Origin of the sequence: Pandoraea faecigallinarum (assembly GCF_001029105.3) — a bacterium.
GTDB lineage: Bacteria > Pseudomonadota > Gammaproteobacteria > Burkholderiales > Burkholderiaceae > Pandoraea > Pandoraea faecigallinarum.
On the sequence record NZ_CP011807.3, the window covers coordinates 3,113,773 to 3,134,149 of the forward strand.

Consider the following 20,377-nt stretch of genomic DNA (forward strand, 5'->3'; position numbering starts at 1 on the left):
GACGCTTGTTCATCGATCACCCGCCGCCACGCGACAAACAACCGAATCCGTACAAGGGCAACCGGGGCGTCATGCGCGCGTGGCGCGCCCTGAAGTACTCCCTGTCCGGCTTCAAGTTCGCCGTATTCGAAGAGAGCGCCTTCCGCCAGGAACTCGCGCTCGCCGCCATCCTCCTGCCCGCGGCGATTTTTCTGCCGGTCACCGCCGTTGAGCGCGTACTGTTGATCGGCTCCATCCTGCTCGTGCTCATCATCGAGCTGATCAATTCGAGCATCGAAGCGGCCATCGACCGCATTTCGCTGGAACGTCACGAACTCTCGAAGCGCGCGAAGGATTTCGGCAGCGCAGCCGTCCTCGTGGCGCTCGGCCTGTGCCTGCTCACCTGGGCCTCGCTCGCGGGGCCCGTCATCGTCGAACTCGTACGTACGGCGTTTTTCTGATATCGCTCGTCGCGCCCGGGCCCCATGCTTGGCAGTGGTCGGCTGCCGGGTATAATCGGTCGCCGTATACCTGATACTCAACTCATAAACGCAAGCGGAGAATCTCCTTCGCCGAGCTTGCCGCTAACCGGGGCCGACAGACATGGAAGCAAAGCCGCCACGCCGAACCCGCGAACGAATTCTTGAAGTGTCGCTGCGACTCTTCAACGAAATCGGCGAACCCAACGTCACCACCACCACGATTGCCGAGGAGATGAAGATCAGCCCCGGCAATCTGTACTATCACTTCCGCAACAAAGACGACATCATCAACAGCATCTTTGCGCAGTTCGAGCAGGAAATCGAACGGCGCTTGCGGCTGCCCGACGATCACAAGCCCACGCTCGACGAAGTCTGGACCTATCTGCAATACATGTCCGAATTTCTGTGGCGCTTCCGTTTTCTTTATCGCGACCTCAACGACCTGCTGGCGCGCAACCGCACGCTCGAAACGCATTTCAAGCAGATCGTCGGCCACAAGAAGCGCTTCGCACGCGAGATGTGCGACCTGCTCGTGGCCGATGGCGAAATGGAAATCACGCCGGAGCAGATCGATGTCGTGACCACCAACATGGTGGTGTTGTCCACGTACTGGTTGTCGTATCAATTCGTGATGAACCCGCGCAAGTACAACGACCCCGAAGAAATCGGCGCGGGGTTGCACCAGTCGAGCTATCACATCCTCTCGCAAATGGCCCCTTATCTGAAGGGTAAGTCGCGCGAGCTGTATGACAAGATGGCTCGGGAGTCCTCATCCAAGGGAGCGCAGTAAGGCATGTCGTCGGAAGTCAAATCCATTTGTATCTATTGCGGCGCCGCCACCGGTGTGCGGCCCGCGTACGCGGAAGCCGCCCGTGAGCTGGGCCGTCGCATGGCAGAAGCCGGCGTTCGTCTCGTCTACGGCGGCGGAAAGGTCGGCCTGATGGGCATCATCGCCGACGCGGTGCTCGCGCATGGCGGTCAGGCCGTGGGCATCATTCCGAAGGCGCTGATGGAAAAGGAAGTCGGCCACACGGGATTGACGGAACTGCATGTGGTTGAAAACATGCACCAGCGCAAGCAGATGATGGCCGACCTCTCGGACGCCTTCATTGCCATGCCCGGTGGCATCGGTACGTGCGAAGAGCTTTTCGAAGTGTTCACGTGGCTGCAAATCGGCTACCACGCGAAACCGATCGGCCTGCTCAACGTCGAGGGGTACTACGATCCGCTGATCGTGTTCCTCAAGTCGATGGTGACGGAGCAATTCCTCAAGGCGCCGCAACTCGATCAGCTGCAGATCGCCGCCTCGCCGGAAACCTTGCTCGACACCATGCGCCGCTTCAAGCCGGCGCAGATCGATCGCTGGGCCAACCAGCGCTCACAGATCTAGGCAGATTCAAGCCAACGCGAGCGGATTCCACCGGAACCAGGCGGGCCGCCGCGCCACTGCGCGGCTTCGCCGCCGCACAGGGGCTGTCTTTCCGACCGCCCTCCCCGCCGCGCATCGTCGTTCACGTTGCCCAATCCATCCCGCGATACTTTCGAAGACGTCCCGGTGCGACTGCACGGAACCGAATGCGTCCGGATACGCCCGTCAGGCCTTCGTGAACCCGCTCGGGCGTCATGGACGTCTTGGGCGCGCATCCGCTCGGCGGTACGGCGTCATTGAACTCTTGTTGGCGGCGACACTCAGACATCCGTTGCGTACGCACGTATGCGTTCGTACTCCATGCCCGCCCGGGTTCCCTTCCTCCGACGAGCAACCTGCCCATGATGTTAAAGATGCTTCACCCCATGCGGCTGCTGCGATCGCGCTGGTTGCGCCCGCATGCCGGTTTGCTGTTGCGCCGCAGCTTGTGGCAGGCGACCCCGCGCGGCGTCGCCGTCGGGTTGGCGTGCGGGGTGTTCTTTGGGATTCTGATTCCGTTCGCCCAAATGCCTGTGGCGATTCTCGTGGCGGCGTTGCTGCGGGGAAACCTGTTTCTGGCGACGATGGGCACGCTCATCACGAATCCGCTGACGGTACCCTTCGTCTATCTGGGCGCGCATCGTGTGGGGCGGTGGTTGCTCGACTGGTCGCCCAAGGCCGACATCGAAGCGACGGTTGCGGCGGCGGCACAAGCCAGCGAAAGCTTCTGGACGCAACTCACCCATTTCGACTTCGGCGCCGCGACGTTGCACCTCTGTGCCGGCCTCGCCGCCTTTGCCGTCGTGGGTGGCGTGATGGCGTACGTGATCGGATTCTTCGCGATCCGCTGGCAACAGCAACGACGCCTGGTGGCGGTGCGCAATAGCCCGCCCCGCTGACACTGTCCTCAACGACGGGGGAAGCGGACGGACGCAGCACACCGGTCTCGGAGCGAAAACGTCAAAACTCAGAACGATGAGCCCGGCTGCTTCAGGAACGCGATTTCCTCCGGCGTCGATTCCCGCCCCAACGCCGCGTTGCGATGCGGATAACGGCCGAAGCGCTCGATGATGACCGCATGCTTGCGCGCGTAATCGAGGTTGTCCACCAGACCGTGCGCCTGCGCCAGTTGTTCGTACAACGCCAGCGAAACGTGCTGGCTTTCCAGCGACTCGTCATGTTCGAACGGCAGGTAGACGAACCCGCGATGCTGCGCCGTGGGCAAACGCCGATCGTCTCCGGCCTCCACCATACGGCGCGCCACGGCCAACGCCCGGGCATCGCCCGCGAACGCCTGTGCCTGATTCCGGAAGAGATTGCGCGAAAACTGATCGAGCACCACGATCAGGGCACAAGCGCCAAGCGGCGTCTGCGCCCATTCGCTCAACGCCCCGGCCACCGCCTGCGCATGCAACGCGCCGAAGCGCGAACGGATTGCCTCGTCGAACGTGTCCGACTTGCGAAACCATTCGGCACGTGCCATGCCGTAGACCGCCGAGCCCGGCGTACCGAACCAGAAGTCCAGTACGGCCTGCCAAGGTTGCACCGGTTGTGTTTGTGCGGAAGTTTGGGCTGCCGGAGTCGCCATCGATGATCCTGAAAGAATGGGAGGATGGCTCGATGATGCCAGACTCAGGCAAATGCCAACACCACGCGGCGCGTGCGCGACGTCTTCTTTTCGATCTTCGCCACGCGCAACCCGCCGATTTCCGACGTATTGGCCACATGCGTGCCGCCACACGGCTGCAAATCGATGCCTTCGATACGCACCAGCCGCACGCGTCCGAGCCCAACGGGCGGTTTCACGCTCATTGTGCGCACCAGTTCCGGGCGCGCCGCCATTTCCTCGTCGCTGATACTGTCGATCGCCACCGGCCGCGCCGCTGCGACCAGCGCCGCCAATCCCGCCTCGACCGTCTCGCGCTCGATCGGCTCGTTCGTCACGAAGTCGAGCCGCGCATATTCGGTGGTGATGCTGCACCCGTCGACCGGATGCGGCAGCACGGCGCACATCAGGTGCGACGCCGTATGAAAGCGCATATGACGAAAGCGCCGTTCCCAGTCGATTTCGGCATGAACGACATCGCCGGGCGCCAGCGTCGCTAACACGTCGGCCTGGCCTTCGGCGGGGATATGCACCGCGTCGTCGGGCGTCGCACCTTCGTGTCTGGACTTGCGCGTATCGGCAATGGCCAGGCGCGTGCCGTCTGCAAGGACGAAGGTCCCCGCGTCACCCGCCTGTCCACCCCCCAGCGGATAGAAAACGGTGCGATCGAGCATGATGCCCGTCTCGTCGATGCGCGTGATGCGTGCCTCGCATTGGCGCAGATAGGCGTCTTGCCGGAACAGCGCTTCGGTTGCCATGTCGTCTCCTTTGGGAACGGGACATGTTCACCTGGGTCCGGCCCACGTGACAAGACACAATCCGGCACGCCTACGCCAGTACGGTCGTCGCCACCGGCCGCCTTGCACCGCGCGCGCAAACCGTTCCCGCCCCTTGTCCCAACGTCGGCCGTTTTGGTCCGAGAAGCCTCGGATCCCTTGGGTTGCGCCCCAACCAAACGCAGCTTACGCAGGTTCTCGACACCGTTTGTCGCGGGGCAATAGCCGGCACGCCGGGTGAGCCGCACATTACGTGGCGGCCGCACCGACGCGGTCGCTTTCGTAGTTCGTAATCCGCAGTTTTTAACCCCGAAATTCGTACCCCTGCAATTCGTAAGGAAAGATGCCATGACGAGCCCCCCCGCAATGCGGCAGGACGATATCCATCCCGGCGCCTTTGCGCGCCCTGGGTCGCGCCAAGCGCCCTCGAATTCGCATTTCCCGGCCATCGATGGACCGATCGATCCGCACGCGCTAGCGCATGCTCATGCGCTACATGCTGCGAACGACCTCGAAGGGGCCGCGCAGGCATTCGCCGCGATATGCCGCGCGTTGCCTGCCGATGCCACCGCGTACAAGGCGTTCGGCTACGTGCTCTGCCAGCTAGGCGACTACAGGAATGCCATCGCGCCCTTGATGGTCGCGGTGACCCGCGAGTATGGCAACCCGGAACCGCTGTACTTCGCCGCGCTGTGCATGCAGCAGATCGGCGATGTCCGGACGGCCCGCGAAATGGCGGTCGACGCGCTCGAAATGGTGCGCTGCTCGGACCGTCGCTCCAGTCTCGATCTCGATCTCAGTCTCACGCGTCTGCTCGACGCCCTCTGATGCCCCCATTGTCCTCATGTCTCCCATGCCGCACACCCACTTCTCCCCCGCCGCTATCCCCGTTTCACACGCCATCGGTTCCAATGCACCTGCGCCCGGGGCCGATCAGGCCCACATCAGAACAGGTGCCGCCAAGGCGCTCAGTGCGTTGGCCGAAAATGCCGGATCGCTCAAAGACCTCGCGCCGTCCCCTCCCAGCGTGGGCCGGTTCGCCGCACTGCTCCACCACGTGAACAATTTTGCGCTCAGCGCCAGCGCGTTAGGCGCCGCCAGTCTGGGCGCCATCAAGGAAACGTACGATCACGGCGCACTTTCGACCGCGCACAAGATCACGTTGAGCACTGCCACCGCGGCGTCGCTCTCGAGCCTGATGGATCTGGCCGTGGCCGTCGGCAAATACTGCAATCCGTCGTCCACGAGCGCGCAAATTCAGGGCACGTCGTGGCTCGCCTCGTCGGGAAAACTGCTGGGGTCGAATCATCTCGAGACCTACGGCGGCAAATATCAGTCGATCTTGCTCGGGGCCTCGATGATGCTGTTTCTGAATGGCGCCGGTCAGATTGCGGGCCGCCATGTCACTCAGCATGAGTTGGACCATGTGGCGACCCCCGCTCCGCTGGGACTGCCGTCACCCTCCGAGACCCCGGCGGCCGAAACGCAGGATCTGGATGCACTGGAGAATTGCATCGGCTTCGTCGCGCTGGCCTACCGCGCATTCGGCGACGCTACCACGACGGCCGTCATCGACTGGATGAACGCCAGGGAAGCGAAGCGAAACATGGACGTGGTCGAACGCCGTCTCTCGTTCGAAGACGCCTACGGTACTGAAGGGAAATACAGGCTCCGCGATCCCGAACTGGGAATCGCGGCCGCGGGGGATAGCGATAGAGACGACGTTTCGCTCAATGCGCCCTAATGCACCTTAATGTGCCCTAACGCGCCCTAACGCGCCCTAACGCATCTAACGCATCTAACGCATCCAACGCGCCCAAACACGTCGTGCGTCACCTCAGCCCGCCTTGTTGCGCATCCAGTCCGCCGTGCCGTAGAACGCCTGCATCAAGCGCTCCTGCAAGGTCGTCTCGACCTCGATGTCCTGCATGGCCAGCGCCATGCAGCGCAGCCACTGATCGCGTTCGCTGGAGGCAATCGGGAACGGCAGATGGCGGGCGCGCAGCATCGGGTGCCCGAACCGTTCGATGTAATGGTTCAGGCCGCCAAGCCAGCCGCACAGGAACCAGAAGAGTTTGTCGCGCGAACCGTCGAGCGACGCCGGATGCATGGCACGAATGCCCGCGAACTCCGGCTCCAGATCCATCAAATCGTAAAAGCGGTCGACAAGTTCGCGCACGCGACGCTCGCCGCCGAGCAGGGAAAAGGCAGTCGGCTGGGCGGGCGCGTTCTTCGGGTCGTCTGCCGGGGAAGTTTGGGAGGTGTTTTCGGTCGTCATGACCGATATTGTGCCCGAGCGCCGTTTCGCCCGCTGCCGTCTGTCGTGCCTGCCGGCAACTTCCCGGGCCGATGCCGTTGTCCAAGGGCCGCAGCGAGCCGGCCGGCACGTGTATGCTCGCGGACCCGCGCGACGTAGACGGTACACGGCATGCGGCAAGCGCAGCCAACGGCCGCGCTCGCGAAAACACCGCCGATGTGGGGCTCAGACATCACGCAGCGTGCGCAGCGCCGACTGACGCACCACCGCGCGCAAACCGCTCCAGCCGCCGATCAGCGCGCAAAGCACCCCGGCGCCGACGCCCGCGACCGGCAGCCACGGGTTGAAGCTCAACGCGAATTCGAACACGTATCTCGCCAGCGCCCAGCCCAGCGCACCCGCGCCGAGCGACGCCAGTAGCCCGGCCAGCGCGCCGACCGTCACCAATTCCGCCAGGTGAACGTCGCGAAGCTGACGCGACGATGCGCCCAACGCGCGCAAGATGCCGCTTTCGCGCATGCGCTCGTCACGCGTGCCCGCGAGTGCCGCGTAAAGCACCAACACGCCGGCGGCGAGCGTGAACAGGAAAAGCGCCTGAACGGCGTCGATCACCTGGGAGAGGATTTGCTGGATCTGGGCGAGCAAGGCGCCGGTATCGATCACCGTCACGTTGGGGAACTGGCGCACCAGCGCGTCCGCCACCCCTTGCTGCCGGGGTTCCAGATGGAACGACGTGATCCACGTCATCGGAAAATCGCGCAACGCGGCGGGTGGCATCACCACGAAGAAGTTCACGCGCATCGACCCCCAGTCCAGTTTGCGCAGGCTCGTGATCGGCGCGTCGATGGTCTGTCCCGTGACTTCGAAGCGGAGCACGTCGCCGAGCTTCAGCCCGAGCGTCTTCGCGATGCCCTCTTCCATCGAGATTTGCGGTGTCGCCGCATCGCCGTACCACTGCCCGGCCGTCACCCGGTTGCCCTCGGGCAGCGCCGAAGTATAGGACAGGTTGAATTCGCGCTCGGCAAGACGCCGTGCGCGTTCTTCGGTGTAGCTCCCACCCGTTACCGGCTTGCCGTTGATGGCGGTGAGACGCGCACGAATCATCGGCCAGAGCTGCACATCGGGCAGCCCCGCGGCGCGAAGCTGAGTGAGAACCGGTGTGTCCTGCCCCGGCTGGATGTCGATGACGAAACGGTTCGGCGCATCCGGCGGACTCGATTGACGCCAGCCCGCGACCAGATCGTTGCGCGTGAGCGCGAGCAGCAGCAACGCCATCAAGCCGAGGGCCAGCGCGACCACCTGCACGGCACTGCCCAGCCCCCGGCGACGCAGCCCCGCAACGGCATAGCGCCAGCCGATCCCGCCCATCGCTCCCCCCGAGGCGCCATGCCGGCGTGCCCACGCGGCCAGTCCGCCGATCGACAGCCACGCCAGCACGCCGAACACGATGGCGCCGGCCACGAAGCCGCCAGCCACCATCGCGCCAAGGCGCAGATCGCGCGCCGCGAACAACAGCAGCGCGCCGAACGCCAGCGCGCTCGCGCCATAGGCGAACCAGCCCTGCCGACGCGCCCCGCCGACCACATCGCGCCGCAGGACATGCAGCGGAGCGACCTCGGAGAGCGGCAGCAACGGAGGCAACGCGAAGCCCAGCAGCATGACGAGCGAACTGGCCAGTCCGAACGCCGCCGGGCGCCATGTCGGCGCAGGCAGTCCCGCGGGAATGACATCGCCCAATTGCGCGAGCAGCACCCAATGCGCTGCATAGCCCAGCACCACGCCAAGCACGCCGCCGATCACGCCAAGACCGATGAATGCGAGCGTCACCATGCCGCGCAACGCCCGGCGCGGCAGACCCAGACAGCGCATGACGGCGCAGGCGTCGAGGTGGCGCTCGCTGTAGCGCCGCGAAGCGATCCCGACGGCAACCGCCGCCAGCACCGCCGCCAGTAACGCCACCAGCGACAGGAAACGCCCGGCGCGCTCAAGCGTCTGACGCACCTGCGGCTGCCCGTCTTCCAGCGATTCGATATGCACACCGCGCGTCTGCTCGGCCATCGGGCGCGCCCAGGCGGCAAACTTGCCGACCTGCGCATCGGTACCGGCGACCAGCAGACGATAAGTGATGCGACTGCCGAACTGCACGAGACCGGTCGATGCCAGTTCGTCGAATCGCATCATCACGCGAGGCGCGAGCGAGCCGAAGCCGTAACCGCGGTCCATCTCGCGCGTGATCACGGCGGCGATGCGCAGCGTGCGATTGCCCACGCGAATCGTCTCGCCGGGTTTGACATGAAGGGCGTCGAGCAGCGCGGCGTCGACCCATACGGTGCCCGGCGCGGGGATATCCGCGGCGGGCGCGTCGGGCGTGTTGACGCCCGCATCGGGGGCAATGCGCACGCGACCACGCAACGGATAACCGTCGCTGACCGCTTTGAGCGACGACAGACGGCTGGCGCTCACCGGCCCACGCGCCAGTTCCGTCGTCGATTCGGTGCCCGGGTCAGCCCCCTGTGCGCGCCGCTGTCCGCCGCCGTCCGTGGCGCTGGCCATGCTCGGGAAATTGGCGACTACCGCCGTTGCCAGCCCGTCGGCCTGCGCCCGACGGGCAAATTCGGGCGTCAGCGGCGCGTCGCTACGAACGACGAGATCGGCGGCGAGCATCTGTCGCGCATCGCGCTCAAGCCCACCCTGCATGCGATCCGAGAGAAACCCCACGCTGGACAGCGCGCCCACCGCCAGCAACAACGCTACGAGAAGCAGGTGCAACTCGCCCGCACGCCAATCGCGCAGGAACATCCGCCATGCCTGGCGCGCAACTTCAGTGAACCCCATCGTTCCTCAATCCTTTGACCCGCGCCAGTAACGAGCGCCATCCGCGCCAAACGCGCGGCAGCCACCACCACGCCAGCACGACGAATACCAGCAACATCACGAGAAAAACAGCGGGAAGGAAGAACGCAAGCGCCAAGCCGCCCACTGTGGAGACATCTTCGCCGGCTGAGGCCGCGACATTCGAGAATGGTTCCGGCGACGTGTTGATCAACGCCCGGCTGCCCGCCTTGGCCAGATGCGCCGTGCCGGCGAGGGCACCGCCCGCGAGACCGGCCAGTACCGTGACCGTCGGATCCATCTGGCCCAGCGCCGCCGCGCCCAGAACGATTCCGGCCGGAATACGGATGAAGGTGTGCACGGCGTCCCACGCACTATCGACGAAGGGAATCTTGTCGGCGAAGAACTCGATGGCAGCCAGAACGCCGGCCGTGGCAATGACCCACGTCGATGCCAGCGCGGCCAGCGTTGGCGGCAAATGCAGCCACCCCAGCCGCGCGGCCAGCCCGGCGCAGAATACCGTCAGGTACAACCGCAGGCCGCTGCCCCAGGACAGCCCCGCGCCGAGCGCAATCGATTCAAGCATGGTGACCTCGCTGCCGCCGACATGACGGCGTCGCACGATCACGCGTCCCCTACCGCCGACGCGGCAGCCGCCCTCCGAAGCACGCTGCCGGGTCCCGGTCTTGTCCGGCATCCGGCAAAACAGCGCCCGGCAGGTAACGCGACGGCTACCACGTCATTATGCCGCGCGTTGCGGCAACGCACCACCGGTGACCGGCGAGACCCTCAAGCCGCCGTAAGCTTGAGGCCGACCAGTCCGGCCAGAATCAGCGTGACACTGGCGATGCGCGCGGCCGATGCCGATTCGCCGAACAGAATGATCCCGAGCACGAATGCGCCAACGGCGCCGATGCCCGTCCAGATCGCATACGCGGTGCCCAATGGCAGGGAGCGCACGGCGAGGGCCAGCAGCCACACGCTGCCGATCATCGACGCGATCGTGAAAATCGACGGAACGAGACGCGAAAAACCTTGGGTGTACTTGAGCCCGACGGCCCAGGCCACTTCGAGAAAACCGGCGAACACCAGGAGAATCCAGGCCATGACTGACTTCGATGAGAAAGACGGGGTCGTCCCCGGGTAGCGATGCGATGTACGCGCGAACCGAGCGCCGGGTCGTCCCGGTCACGGGTTCCATTGGAGGTCGAATGAATGGCGGAATGGCGGAGCGCCGAACGCAGCCAACGGAACAGCGCGATTCTAGCAAAGCGGCGCAATGACCGTCGCTCATCCCGACGTCGGCATGGGCTTTCGGACGGCCAACGCCCATGCCCCGCTGCTCACTTATCCGTCGATATCCGTTTCGAGCCGGTAGCCCACACCCGTTTCGGTCAGGATATGCCGCGGCTGCGCCGGATCCGCTTCGAGCTTCTGACGCAAATGTCCCATGTAGATGCGCAGGTAATGATTGCTCTCGACATGCGAAGGTCCCCACACTTCCTTGAGCAACTGACGATGGGTGAGCACCCGCCCGGCGTGTCGCACGAGCGTGACGAGCAGACGGTACTCGATCGGCGTGAGGTGCACCGGGTCTCCCGCACGCGTGACCTTGCGACGCGCCAGATCGATGTCGATGTCGCCGAACGAAAACGTCTCGTCGAGCGTCTCCGAGTTCCCTCCACGGTGATGACGCCGCAACTGCGCCCGAATGCGCGCCAGCAACTCCGACACGCCGAAAGGCTTGGTCAGATAGTCGTCGGCGCCCACGTCGAGCGCGACGACCTTCTCCGCTTCCTCGTGGCGCGCGGACAGCACGATGATTGGCATGTCGGTCCAGCTTCGCACTTCGCGAATGACTTCGACGCCATCGATGTCCGGCAGCCCCAGATCGACGATCAGCAAATCGGGTTTGCGCGTGGCCGCCTCGACCATGCCCTGCCGTCCCGCTTCCGCTTCGTGCACCACCATGCCTTCGGCTTCGAGCGAGGTGCGCAGGAATCGCCGGATCTGGCGTTCGTCTTCAATCACCACGATATTGATGGTCGGTTCACTCATGTTGTTGGGTAACGTTGACGTCCGTGGCGCGAGACAGCGGCTCGGACGTATCGTCCGGGGCGACAGGTGGGACTTGCACCGGCAACGTAAAGATAAAGCGCGCCCCGCGACCGTCCGGCCCATTGGTGGCGCGGATTTTACCGCCGTGCGCCTGCACGATGGCGCGGCAGATGGCCAGCCCGAGTCCGATGCCAGGCTTGGCCGACTCCTTTTCGCCGCGCATGAATTTCTCGAAGATCCGCCCCTCCATTCCCGTCGGCAGCCCGGGGCCATCGTCGCTCACACTCACTTCAACGTCGTCGCCGGCAACCCGCGCCGCGATCTCGATATGCGAGCCTGACGGCGAGTACTTCGCCGCGTTCTCCAGCAGGTTCGTGAAAAGGCGTTCGAGCAGCACGGCGTCAAAGCGAAGCAACGGCAGATCGGCGGGCAAACGCGTGGTTACCTCATGGCCGGCGAGCACGCGCCGGCAGGCGCGCAGCGACGTGCCAACCACCTCCTCCAGCATCTGCCATTGACGATTGAGCTGCACACCGCCGGCCTGTAACTTCGCCATGTCGAGCAGATTCGTCACGAGGCCTGTCATGCGCTGCGCCTCCTCGTGGATCGCCTCGACGAGATCCGTGCGCAGCGCCCCCGGCGCTTGCGCATTGCGGCTGAGCATGCTGGCAAAGCCGACGATGGACGTAAGCGGGGTGCGCAAGTCATGCGAGATCGCCGAGAGCAGCGAATTGCGCAAACGCTCCGACTCCATCGTCACCAGGGCGTCCTGTGCAATCTCGACGTAATGCACTCGCTCGAGCGCCAATGCGATTTGCGCGGCGAAGGTGTCGAGCAGGCGTTGCTGCTCCGGCGTTGCGATCGCGCCAACGTCCGCCTCCGGCGCGACCACCAGCACGCCGCGCGTGCGCATCGGAGCGCGCAGCGGCAAATAGTGGGCGTCGGAGCCTGGCAACGTAGGGGTGCCGCGCCCAGCCGCTTGCTGACGGTCGTACACCCATTGTGCGACATCGGTGTCGATATGTGCAGGCATCGTTTCGGCGCGTGCGTTCTCCACCGGTTGACGCACGTTGCTCTGGCTATCCGGCAGCAGCAACGCCACGCGCGCCTGAAACACTTCACGCACATGACGCGAACCGATTTCCACGATCTGCGGGGTCGTCAGCGCCGCCGCCAGTTCGCGGGCCATCGCGTACACAGCCCCGGTGCGACGCTCGCGCCACGTTGCGAGACGCGCCTGAAAACGCAGGCTCGTCGTGAGGTGACTGATCACCAGCGCGACCGTCAGCATGACGGCAAACGTCAGCAAGTACTGGGTATCGGAGACCGACAGCGACATCTTCGGCGGCACGAAGAAGAAATCGAATGCCACCACCGAGAGGAAAGACGCCAGCACGCCCGGCCCTCGCCCCAGCCGCATCGCCGCGACGATCACGCCGAGCAGATACAGCATCGCGATGTTGGCGAGATCGAGGAACGACGTCAGTTCGGCCGCCGCCAGCGACACCGCGCCACAAATGCCGACGGCCCATGCGTACCCCCGCCACGGACCACCGACAAGCCCCAATTCGGGTGCCGTCTGGAACCAGTCTCGCCAGTCACCGCGCACGACCCGCCTGTGCGCCAGGGTATCGCCCGCCGCCGGTCCGATCAGCACCACGTCGACACCGCGCGCCAGGCGCACGAGCTGCTCATGCAAGGCCGTACGGGCCGTCCACCAGCGGCGTGCGCCGCTTGCGCCGACCACCAGCCTGGAGACGTTGCGCAGTTGTGCATAAGCCAGCAGCGTGGTGGCGGCCTGTGCGCCGTCGAGCGTCAATGTTTCCGCACCGAGCTCGTGCGCGAGTTTGAGCGCGGCATACACACGCTCGCGACGCGCCGTCGCCTGTCGCAGCATGGCGGGGGTCTCCACATGCACAGCCAGCCAATCGGCACGCAGGCTCGCGGCCAGCCTCGCCGCGGCGCGCACCAGCGCCACGCCCTCGGGCCCGGGGCCGATCGCCACGAGCAACCGCTCGCGCGCCTGCCAGACCTGGCTGATCGACTGGTCGGCACGATACTCGCGCATCTGTGCATCCACACGGTCGGCGGTACGGCGCAACGCCAGCTCACGCAACGCAATCAGATTGCCCTTGCGGAAAAAATTTTGCACGGCGCGCTCGGCCTGCGCCGCCATGTACACCTTGCCCTCGCGCATGCGCTCGAGCAATTCGTCCGGCGGCAGATCGACAAGCTTCACCTCGTCGGCGAGATCGAACACGCGGTCCGGAATCGTCTCCCACACCCGAATGCCCGTGATCTGACCGACGACATCGTTGAGCCGTTCGAGGTGCTGCACGTTGAGCGTCGTGTAGACGTCGATGCCCGCATCGAGGAGTTCGTGCACGTCCTGCCAGCGCTTGAGGTGCCGTTGCCCGGCAACGTTCGCATGCGCCAGTTCGTCGATCAGCGCGACGGCCGGCTTGCGCGCTAGCATGCCGTCGAGGTCTAATTCGCGCAGCACGCGCCCGCGATACTCCACCGGCTTCTGCGGCAACACTTCCAGACCTTCGAGCAGGCGTGCCGTTTCCTCGCGGCCATGCGTCTCGAGCACGCCGACGACCACGTCGATGCCTTCCTCGCTCAGCTTGCGTGCGGCCTGCAACATGGCGAAAGTCTTGCCGACACCCGCGCACGCACCGAAGAAAATCTTCAGGCGGCCGCGCTGCTCGCGCGCTTCGTCGCGTTGCAGTTTGCCAAGCAGTTCGTCGGGATCGGGGCGTTCCATGCCAGCCATCAAGTCAGTCCACATTGAAGACGCGAGCCACGTCGATACGAAAAAACGCGGCACGCGCAGGGCGTGCCGCCAATCTACCGCAGGCCGGCGGGCAAGACCAGCGAATCTCCGGTTTGGCCCGCCCGCGGCAACGCCTTTCAGACGGCGCCACGCGGCAGCTCATCCAACCCCAGGTTGAGCGTCAGAACATTCACCCGGGGTTCTCCGAAAATTCCCCATTGGCGGCCTTGCGTGCTGCGCGCGACAAGCGCACGCACCGCATCGGGCGACACCCCCCGCGCCCTGGCCACACGCGCGATCTGATACTCGGCCGCTGCCGGACTGATTTCGGGATCGAGGCCACTGCCGGAGGCTGTTACCAGATCGGCGGGCACCGGCAGCTGCGCATCGGGGTCCGCGTCGCGCAGCGCGGCGATGCGCGCCTTGACGGCGTCCGTCAACGCCGGGTTGAGCGGACCGAAGTTCGAACCGCCCGACGCCGAAGCGTCGTTCGGGTTCGGCGACGTGGCCGACAGCCGGCCCCAGAAGTACTTGGGTTCGTCGAAGTTCTGACCGATCAGCGACGATCCGACGGCCTTGCCATCCTTGTAGACGAGGCTGCCTGCCGCTTCGCGCGGGAATGCCGCGCGGCCGATGCCCGTCACGACCATCGGATACACCAGCCCGGTGATGACCGAGAGCACGACGAACAGGCTCAGCATCGGGCGCAAAAGGGTTTTCATGGATCAATTCCTTGGAGTTTCAGTAATGTGTCCCGCGGGCCCTGGCTTCCGGATACCTTGCGTGTCAGGCCCAGCCCAGCGCGGCGATCAGCATGTCGATGATCTTGATGCCCACGAACGGCACCAGAATCCCGCCCAGACCGTAGACGAAGAGATTGCGGCGCAACAGCGTCGCGGCGCCGAGCGGGCGATACTTCACGCCCTTGAGCGCCAGCGGAATCAGCACGACGATGATCAGCGCGTTGAAGATCACCGCCGACAGAATCGCCGACGACGGACTGGCAAGACGCATCACGTTGAGCGCATCGAGTTGCGGGTACGTCGTCGCGAAGGCGGCCGGAATGATCGCGAAGTACTTCGCCACGTCGTTCGCAATCGAGAACGTCGTGAGGCTGCCGCGGGTCATGAGCATCTGCTTGCCGATCTCCACGATCTCGATCAACTTGGTCGGATTCGAATCCAGATCGACCATGTTGCCCGCTTCCTTCGCGGCCTGCGTGCCCGAATTCATCGCCACGGCCACGTCCGCCTGCGCGAGCGCCGGCGCGTCGTTCGTGCCGTCGCCGGTCATTGCCACCAGCTTGCCTTCGGCCTGGAACTTGCGGATCGTGGCGAGCTTTTCTTCCGGTGTGGCTTCGGCGAGGAAATCGTCCACGCCCGCTTCCGCCGCGATGGCCGCTGCCGTCAGACGGTTATCACCCGTGACCATCAGCGTGGTGATCCCCATCTGACGCAGTTCCGCGAAGCGCTCCTTGATACCGCCCTTGACCACGTCCTTGAGTTCGATCACGCCCAGCGCGCGGGCGCCGTCGGCATCCTGCTCGGCCACGACCAGCGGCGTGCTGCCGCGGCGCGCGATGTCGTCCACCGCCGTGGCGAGCGCCGCCGGCCACAGGCCGCCTGTGGCTTGCACGTACCGCTTCACGGCTTCGGCCGCGCCCTTGCGGATTTGCTTGCCGGCGAGGTCCACGCCGCTCATGCGCGTTTGCGCCGTGAACGGAATGAACAGCGCGTTCAGTCCGCTCATTTCGCGCTCGCGCAAATTGAAGCGCTGCTTGGCGAGCACGGCGATGCTGCGGCCCTCCGGTGTTTCGTCGGCGAGCGAGGCGAGCTGCGCGGCATCGGCCAGCGTGCGCTCGTCCACACCCGGCGCTGGCACGAATTGCGACGCCTGACGATTGCCCAGCGTGATCGTGCCGGTCTTGTCGAGCAGCAGCACATCCACGTCTCCGGCCGCTTCGACCGCACGGCCCGACGTGGCAATCACGTTCGATTGCATCATGCGGCTCATGCCCGCCACACCGATGGCCGAGAGCAGTCCGCCGATGGTCGTCGGAATCAGACAGATCAGCAGCGCAACGAGCACCGTGATCGTGACCGGATTGCCGGCATGCGTGACGAATACGCTGTAGATCGAGTACGGCAGCAGCGTCGCGGTCGCGAGAAGCAGCACGAGCGTGAGGGCGACGAGCAGAATCGTGAGGGCGATTTCGTTCGGCGTCTTCTGACGCTTCGCGCCTTCGACCATCGCGATCATGCGATCGAGAAATGCCTCGCCCGGATTGACGCTCACCTTCATGACAATCCAGTCGGAGAGCACGCGCGTGCCGCCGGTCACGGCCGAAAAGTCACCGCCCGACTCGCGGATCACCGGCGCGGATTCGCCCGTGATCGCCGACTCGTCGACGGACGCCACCCCTTCGACGACTTCGCCGTCGGCCGGAATGACGTCGCCTGCCTCGACCAGCACGAAGTCGCCGCGACGCAGACTGGCACTGTCGATCACCAGACACTGTGCGTCACGACTCGCCGAGCGCAACTGCTTGGCCGGCACGTTCTTTTTCGCCCGACGCAGCGACGCGGCCTGCGCCTTGCTGCGTCCCTCGGCCAGCGCTTCGGCGAAATTCGCAAACAGCACCGTGAACCACAGCCATAGCGTGATCGCGAGAATGAAGGGCGCGCTCGCCTCGGCGTGGCCTGCCACGGCCATGCCGAGCAGCACGGTCGTGAGCAGACTGCCGACGTACACCACGAACATCACCGGGTTTCTGGCCTGGGTGAGCGGGTGCAGCTTACGGAACGCGTCCGTGATGGCCGGTTTCACGATGGCCGGGTCGAACATCGACTTCGTCGCCGATGCATGCCCCTCGCCCAACTGCCGGGCGACGATATTTCCTGAGGTTTGATTCATGAGTGCCTCGAATGCCTCATTTCATGGTTCAATGCGCGCCGATCATCGCCAGATGTTCGGCGACCGGTCCGAGTGCAAGCGCCGGCACGTAGGTGAGCGCACCTACCAGCAGTACCGTGCCGAGCAGCAGCACAACAAACAGCGGACCGTGCGTGGGCAATGTGCCCGACGTGGCGGCAATGCGCTTCTTGCGCGCCAGTGCGCCGGCAATCGCCAGCACCGGCACGATCACCCAGAAGCGGCCGAACCACATCGCGATACCCAGCGTGGTGTTGTAGAACGGCGTGTTGGCCGACAGTCCGGCGAAGGCGCTGCCGTTGTTGTTCGCCGCGGAACTGTACGCGTAGAGAATTTCCGAGAAGCCATGTGTCGCCGGGTTCGCCACACCGGCTTGTCCGGCGGGCACCAGCACCGCGAGCGCAGTGCCGAGCAGCACGAGTAATGGCGTCATCAAGACGGCCACGGCGACCATCTTCATCTCGTAAGCTTCAATCTTCTTGCCCAGATACTCCGGCGTGCGGCCGATCATCAGGCCAGCGACGAACACGGCAAGCATGGCGAACACAAGCATTCCGTAGAGACCGGAGCCCACGCCGCCGAAGACCACTTCGCCCAGTTGCATCAGCAGCATCGGCACCAGACCGCCCAACGGCGTGAGCGAGTCGTGCATCGCATTCACCGCGCCGCACGACGCGGCCGTGGTCACCGTCGCAAAGATGCCCGACGCGACAATGCCGAAGCGTGTTTCCTTGCCTTCCATGTTGCCGCCCGGCTGCGCGGCGCTCGCCTGCTGATCGACGCCGAGCGTCGTCAATGCCGGATTGCCCGCCTGTTCGGCGGATACCGTGGCGACGCTCGCCAGCGAGAACGCAATCGTCATGGCAGCCAGAATCGCCAACCCTTGACGACGGTCGCCGACCATGCGCCCGAACGTATGGCACAGCGCCGCCGGAATCAGGAAGATGGCGAGGATTTCGAGGAAGTTCGACAGCGGTGTCGGATTTTCGAACGGATGCGCCGAGTTCGCGTTGAAGAAGCCGCCACCATTGGTACCGAGCATCTTGATCGCTTCTTGCGACGCCACCGGGCCCATCGGCAGTGTTTGCGTGCGCGTCTGCGCGGGCACCGTCACCGGCTTGCCCGCCGCATCCAGCTTCGGCTGACCGTCTGCGCCAGGCACCGGGTTGTCGTAATGCGTGACCTGAAGCGTTGTCACATCCTGGTAGGCGTCGAAGTTCTGAATCACCCCCTGACTCATGAGGCCCGCGGCGAAAACGACCGAGAGCGGCACCAGAACGTAGAGCGTGATGCGGGTCATGTCGACCCAGAAATTGCCGATGGTCTGCGCCGTGTGGCGTGCAAAGCCGCGAATCAAGGCGATCACGACGGCGATCCCCGTCGCTGCCGACAGGAAGTTCTGCACCGCCAGACCGAGCATCTGGGTCAGATAGCTCATGGTCGATTCACCGGCGTAGCCCTGCCAGTTCGTGTTGGCCACGAAGCTCACCGCCGTGTTCATCGAGGAGTCGGGCGTGACGTTGCCAAACGCCTGTGGGTTCAACGGCAGCCAGACCTGCCAGCGTTGCAGCGCATAGACGAAGAATGCGCCCACGGCGTTGAAACCGATCAGCGCGATGGCATAGCCGCGCCAGTGCATTTCCTGTTCGGCACGGATGCCGCACAGGCGATACAGACCGCGTTCGAGCGGCGCCAACCAGCGGTTCACGCGCGATTCACCGGCAAGCACATCGGCCATGAAACGACCGAGCGGGCGTGCCAGCACCAGCAGCACGGCGAGAAACACGCCGAGCTGGATCCAGGCATTGAGGGTCATGCGAGGTCCTCCGGCTTGAACAGCGCGTAGACGAGATAAGCGAGCAGCGCAAGCGTGAGTCCGCCGCTCAGCCAATACATGGCTGTCATTGCTGCCCCCCTACGGACGCGCAAAACGCGACAAAGCCGACGGTCGTGGCAACGAACGCCGCGATCACGCCGAGATATAACCAGTCCATGACAACTCCCTATCGTGTGGCGGCCGGGCACGCCACGGGCGCGACGCGCCCTCGCATGCGCATGCCAGCCGTGTTACGAACGATACGGAGCGGCGCGTAAAGACAGGGACAAAAGGGGGAAAGGAGGTGTAAACAACGCGTAAACGCGGGGCCGAAACGGGTAAACGACAAGGCCCGCCGATATGGCGATCGGCGGGCCTTGCGTCGTGCCTGGCAAACGTTCAGCGGCGGTACGGGGGATTCGGAGGATCCGGGGGATTCGCACCCGTGCCCCGCGAGGGGACCTCAGACGACCGTCATTCGTTCACCGTGGACCCTTTGTGCCACACTTCGAGCACTTCCTTGCTGGGTTCGAGGTTCAGGTTGACGTTGCGCGGCGGAATCGGTTGCTGGAACCACTTGCGCTGGATACGGCGGATCTCGCCGGAGGTGTAGACGTGAGCGAGCGTCGTGTCCACGAAGCGCTTGAACTGCGGGTCGTCGCGGCGCAGCATCAGCGCGTTGAGTTCCGTCTCCAAAGGCGCGCCGACGATGGCGAACGACTCCGGATCGCGAGCGTTGGCACGGAAGCCGGCAAGCAGCACGTCGTCCAGCGCAAACGCCTTCGCGCGGCCCGTCTCCAGCGTAATCATCGATTCGCCGTGGTCGCGTGCCGGAATCACGCGAAAACCGACCTTCTCGGCTTGCAGGCGCGCCAGCCGCTCACCGGTCGATCCAGCCGACGCGACCACGTTCTGCCCCTTCAAATCCTCCAACCCCCGGATGTTGTCCTTCTTGTTGACCAGAAGGCGCACTTCCGAGACGTAGTACGGATTGCTGAAGCCGACCTGCTCGGCGCGTTCCGGTGTGATCGTGTTCGGGGCGCAGTCGAGATCGACCGTGCCGTTCTTCACCAGCGGAATGCGGTTTTGCGGCGTGATCGACATTTCGCGCACCCGCAGGTTCGGCATGTTCAGCGCGCTCTTCACGGCGTCGACCACGGCGTAGCAAAGGTCCATCGTGTAGCCGACCGGCTTGCCCTTGTCGTTCACATACGCGAACGGGATGGCCGCTTCGCGATAGCCGAGCGTGATGAGCCCCGTGTCGCGAATCTTCTTGAGGGTGCCGGTCAGTTCGCCGTTCGCGCTCGGCAGCGCGACGACGGCGTCCCCCTTGGCTGGGGCGGCCAGGGCCGTCGAGACGCCCGCCTGCGCGGCGAACCATAGGGACACGCCGAGCGCGACGCGCCCGGCAGCGATTTTCCAGTTGACTTTCTTGAAACCGTTCACAGCAAATTCC

General features: G+C 64.8%; 19 protein-coding genes. 6 read left to right on the top strand and 13 right to left on the bottom strand.

Annotated elements, in window-relative coordinates:
• Nucleotides 1-5: 5 nt before the first annotated feature.
• The 4 genes from AB870_RS13515 to AB870_RS13530 all read left to right on the top strand — a co-directional run bounded on the left by AB870_RS13515 (nt 6) and on the right by AB870_RS13530 (nt 2,768).
• On the top strand, nt 6-440 hold the full coding sequence (locus tag AB870_RS13515) for a diacylglycerol kinase (protein WP_047905104.1): 435 nt from the start codon (nt 6-8) through the stop codon (nt 438-440).
• Nucleotides 441-582: 142 nt separating this feature from the next.
• Nucleotides 583-1,251, top strand: coding sequence for a TetR/AcrR family transcriptional regulator (locus AB870_RS13520; protein ID WP_047905105.1), 669 nt, complete (start codon nt 583-585; stop codon nt 1,249-1,251).
• Nucleotides 1,252-1,254: 3 nt separating this feature from the next.
• Entirely contained in the window at nt 1,255-1,851 is a 597-nt protein-coding gene (locus AB870_RS13525) for an LOG family protein (RefSeq protein ID WP_047905106.1), read from the top strand.
• A 392-nt stretch (nt 1,852-2,243) separates the two neighbouring features.
• The gene (locus tag AB870_RS13530) at nt 2,244-2,768 is read left to right on the top strand and encodes a DUF2062 domain-containing protein (RefSeq protein ID WP_167362700.1); all 525 of its coding nucleotides are present in this window, start codon (nt 2,244-2,246) and stop codon (nt 2,766-2,768) included.
• A 68-nt stretch (nt 2,769-2,836) separates the two neighbouring features.
• Here AB870_RS13530 and AB870_RS13535 read toward each other — a convergent pair whose 3' ends face one another.
• Together AB870_RS13535 and AB870_RS13540 are read right to left on the bottom strand one after the other, a co-directional pair.
• Nucleotides 2,837-3,457 (bottom strand): DUF924 family protein, encoded by a 621-nt coding sequence (locus AB870_RS13535; protein WP_047905107.1) that lies wholly within the window; start codon nt 3,455-3,457, stop codon nt 2,837-2,839.
• 44 nt (nt 3,458-3,501) lie between these two features.
• On the bottom strand, nt 3,502-4,233 hold the full coding sequence (locus AB870_RS13540) for an alanyl-tRNA editing protein (RefSeq protein WP_047905108.1): 732 nt from the start codon (nt 4,231-4,233) through the stop codon (nt 3,502-3,504).
• A gap of 366 nt (nt 4,234-4,599) precedes the next feature.
• Here AB870_RS13540 and AB870_RS13545 point away from each other — a divergent pair, with 366 nt between their 5' ends.
• On the top strand, nt 4,600-5,079 hold the full coding sequence (locus AB870_RS13545; RefSeq protein ID WP_157112317.1) for a tetratricopeptide repeat protein: 480 nt from the start codon (nt 4,600-4,602) through the stop codon (nt 5,077-5,079).
• A 25-nt stretch (nt 5,080-5,104) separates the two neighbouring features.
• On the top strand, nt 5,105-5,995 hold the full coding sequence (locus tag AB870_RS13550) for a hypothetical protein (RefSeq protein WP_047905110.1): 891 nt from the start codon (nt 5,105-5,107) through the stop codon (nt 5,993-5,995).
• Between the two features lie 93 nt (nt 5,996-6,088).
• Here the strand turns inward: AB870_RS13550 and AB870_RS13555 are convergent, their stop codons facing one another.
• The 11 genes from AB870_RS13555 to AB870_RS13605 form a co-directional block, all read right to left on the bottom strand.
• Entirely contained in the window at nt 6,089-6,529 is a 441-nt protein-coding gene (locus tag AB870_RS13555) for a group II truncated hemoglobin (protein WP_047905111.1), read from the bottom strand.
• A gap of 204 nt (nt 6,530-6,733) precedes the next feature.
• Nucleotides 6,734-9,343, bottom strand: coding sequence for an ABC transporter permease (locus AB870_RS13560; protein WP_237169940.1), 2,610 nt, complete (start codon nt 9,341-9,343; stop codon nt 6,734-6,736).
• The gene (locus AB870_RS13565; protein WP_047908188.1) at nt 9,330-9,926 is read right to left on the bottom strand and encodes a DUF4126 domain-containing protein; all 597 of its coding nucleotides are present in this window, start codon (nt 9,924-9,926) and stop codon (nt 9,330-9,332) included. The genes AB870_RS13560 and AB870_RS13565 overlap by 14 nt, the downstream gene beginning before the upstream one ends.
• A 203-nt stretch (nt 9,927-10,129) precedes the next feature.
• Nucleotides 10,130-10,447, bottom strand: coding sequence for a quaternary ammonium compound efflux SMR transporter SugE (sugE, locus tag AB870_RS13570; RefSeq protein ID WP_047905113.1), 318 nt, complete (start codon nt 10,445-10,447; stop codon nt 10,130-10,132).
• A 240-nt stretch (nt 10,448-10,687) separates the two neighbouring features.
• On the bottom strand, nt 10,688-11,398 hold the full coding sequence (kdpE, locus tag AB870_RS13575) for a two-component system response regulator KdpE (RefSeq protein ID WP_047905114.1): 711 nt from the start codon (nt 11,396-11,398) through the stop codon (nt 10,688-10,690).
• The gene (locus tag AB870_RS13580; RefSeq protein ID WP_047908189.1) at nt 11,391-14,165 is read right to left on the bottom strand and encodes a sensor histidine kinase; all 2,775 of its coding nucleotides are present in this window, start codon (nt 14,163-14,165) and stop codon (nt 11,391-11,393) included. Before AB870_RS13580 ends, kdpE begins: the two co-directional genes overlap by 8 nt.
• Nucleotides 14,166-14,311: 146 nt before the next feature.
• Entirely contained in the window at nt 14,312-14,896 is a 585-nt protein-coding gene (gene kdpC, locus AB870_RS13585; protein ID WP_047905115.1) for a potassium-transporting ATPase subunit KdpC, read from the bottom strand.
• A gap of 64 nt (nt 14,897-14,960) precedes the next feature.
• Nucleotides 14,961-17,087, bottom strand: a complete 2,127-nt coding sequence (gene kdpB, locus AB870_RS13590; RefSeq protein ID WP_047905116.1) for a potassium-transporting ATPase subunit KdpB — start codon at nt 17,085-17,087, stop codon at nt 14,961-14,963.
• A 28-nt stretch (nt 17,088-17,115) separates the two neighbouring features.
• Nucleotides 17,116-18,921 (bottom strand): potassium-transporting ATPase subunit KdpA, encoded by a 1,806-nt coding sequence (gene kdpA, locus AB870_RS13595; RefSeq protein ID WP_047905117.1) that lies wholly within the window; start codon nt 18,919-18,921, stop codon nt 17,116-17,118.
• Nucleotides 18,918-19,010 (bottom strand): K(+)-transporting ATPase subunit F, encoded by a 93-nt coding sequence (gene kdpF, locus AB870_RS13600; RefSeq protein ID WP_063389843.1) that lies wholly within the window; start codon nt 19,008-19,010, stop codon nt 18,918-18,920. Before kdpF ends, kdpA begins: the two co-directional genes overlap by 4 nt.
• 385 nt (nt 19,011-19,395) lie before the next feature.
• The gene (locus AB870_RS13605; RefSeq protein WP_237169941.1) at nt 19,396-20,367 is read right to left on the bottom strand and encodes an amino acid ABC transporter substrate-binding protein; all 972 of its coding nucleotides are present in this window, start codon (nt 20,365-20,367) and stop codon (nt 19,396-19,398) included.
• Nucleotides 20,368-20,377: the final 10 nt, after the last annotated feature.

Bases quoted from the DNA above. Each gene is read 5' to 3' on its own strand.
- AB870_RS13520 (WP_047905105.1), top strand. From the start codon at position 583: ATGGAAGCAAAGCCGCCACGCCGAACCCGCGAACGAATTCTTGAAGTG.
- AB870_RS13525 (WP_047905106.1), top strand. From the start codon at position 1,255: ATGTCGTCGGAAGTCAAATCCATTTGTATCTATTGCGGCGCCGCCACC.
- AB870_RS13530 (WP_167362700.1), top strand. From the start codon at position 2,244: ATGCTTCACCCCATGCGGCTGCTGCGATCGCGCTGGTTGCGCCCGCAT.
- AB870_RS13535 (WP_047905107.1), bottom strand. From the start codon at position 3,457: ATGGCGACTCCGGCAGCCCAAACTTCCGCACAAACACAACCGGTGCAA.
- AB870_RS13540 (WP_047905108.1), bottom strand. From the start codon at position 4,233: ATGGCAACCGAAGCGCTGTTCCGGCAAGACGCCTATCTGCGCCAATGC.
- AB870_RS13545 (WP_157112317.1), top strand. From the start codon at position 4,600: ATGACGAGCCCCCCCGCAATGCGGCAGGACGATATCCATCCCGGCGCC.
- AB870_RS13550 (WP_047905110.1), top strand. From the start codon at position 5,105: ATGCCGCACACCCACTTCTCCCCCGCCGCTATCCCCGTTTCACACGCC.
- AB870_RS13555 (WP_047905111.1), bottom strand. From the start codon at position 6,529: ATGACGACCGAAAACACCTCCCAAACTTCCCCGGCAGACGACCCGAAG.
- AB870_RS13560 (WP_237169940.1), bottom strand. From the start codon at position 9,343: ATGGGGTTCACTGAAGTTGCGCGCCAGGCATGGCGGATGTTCCTGCGC.
- AB870_RS13565 (WP_047908188.1), bottom strand. From the start codon at position 9,926: ATGCTTGAATCGATTGCGCTCGGCGCGGGGCTGTCCTGGGGCAGCGGC.
- sugE (WP_047905113.1), bottom strand. From the start codon at position 10,447: ATGGCCTGGATTCTCCTGGTGTTCGCCGGTTTTCTCGAAGTGGCCTGG.
- kdpE (WP_047905114.1), bottom strand. From the start codon at position 11,398: ATGAGTGAACCGACCATCAATATCGTGGTGATTGAAGACGAACGCCAG.
- AB870_RS13580 (WP_047908189.1), bottom strand. From the start codon at position 14,165: ATGGAACGCCCCGATCCCGACGAACTGCTTGGCAAACTGCAACGCGAC.
- kdpC (WP_047905115.1), bottom strand. From the start codon at position 14,896: ATGAAAACCCTTTTGCGCCCGATGCTGAGCCTGTTCGTCGTGCTCTCG.
- kdpB (WP_047905116.1), bottom strand. From the start codon at position 17,087: ATGAATCAAACCTCAGGAAATATCGTCGCCCGGCAGTTGGGCGAGGGG.
- kdpA (WP_047905117.1), bottom strand. From the start codon at position 18,921: ATGACCCTCAATGCCTGGATCCAGCTCGGCGTGTTTCTCGCCGTGCTG.
- kdpF (WP_063389843.1), bottom strand. From the start codon at position 19,010: ATGACAGCCATGTATTGGCTGAGCGGCGGACTCACGCTTGCGCTGCTC.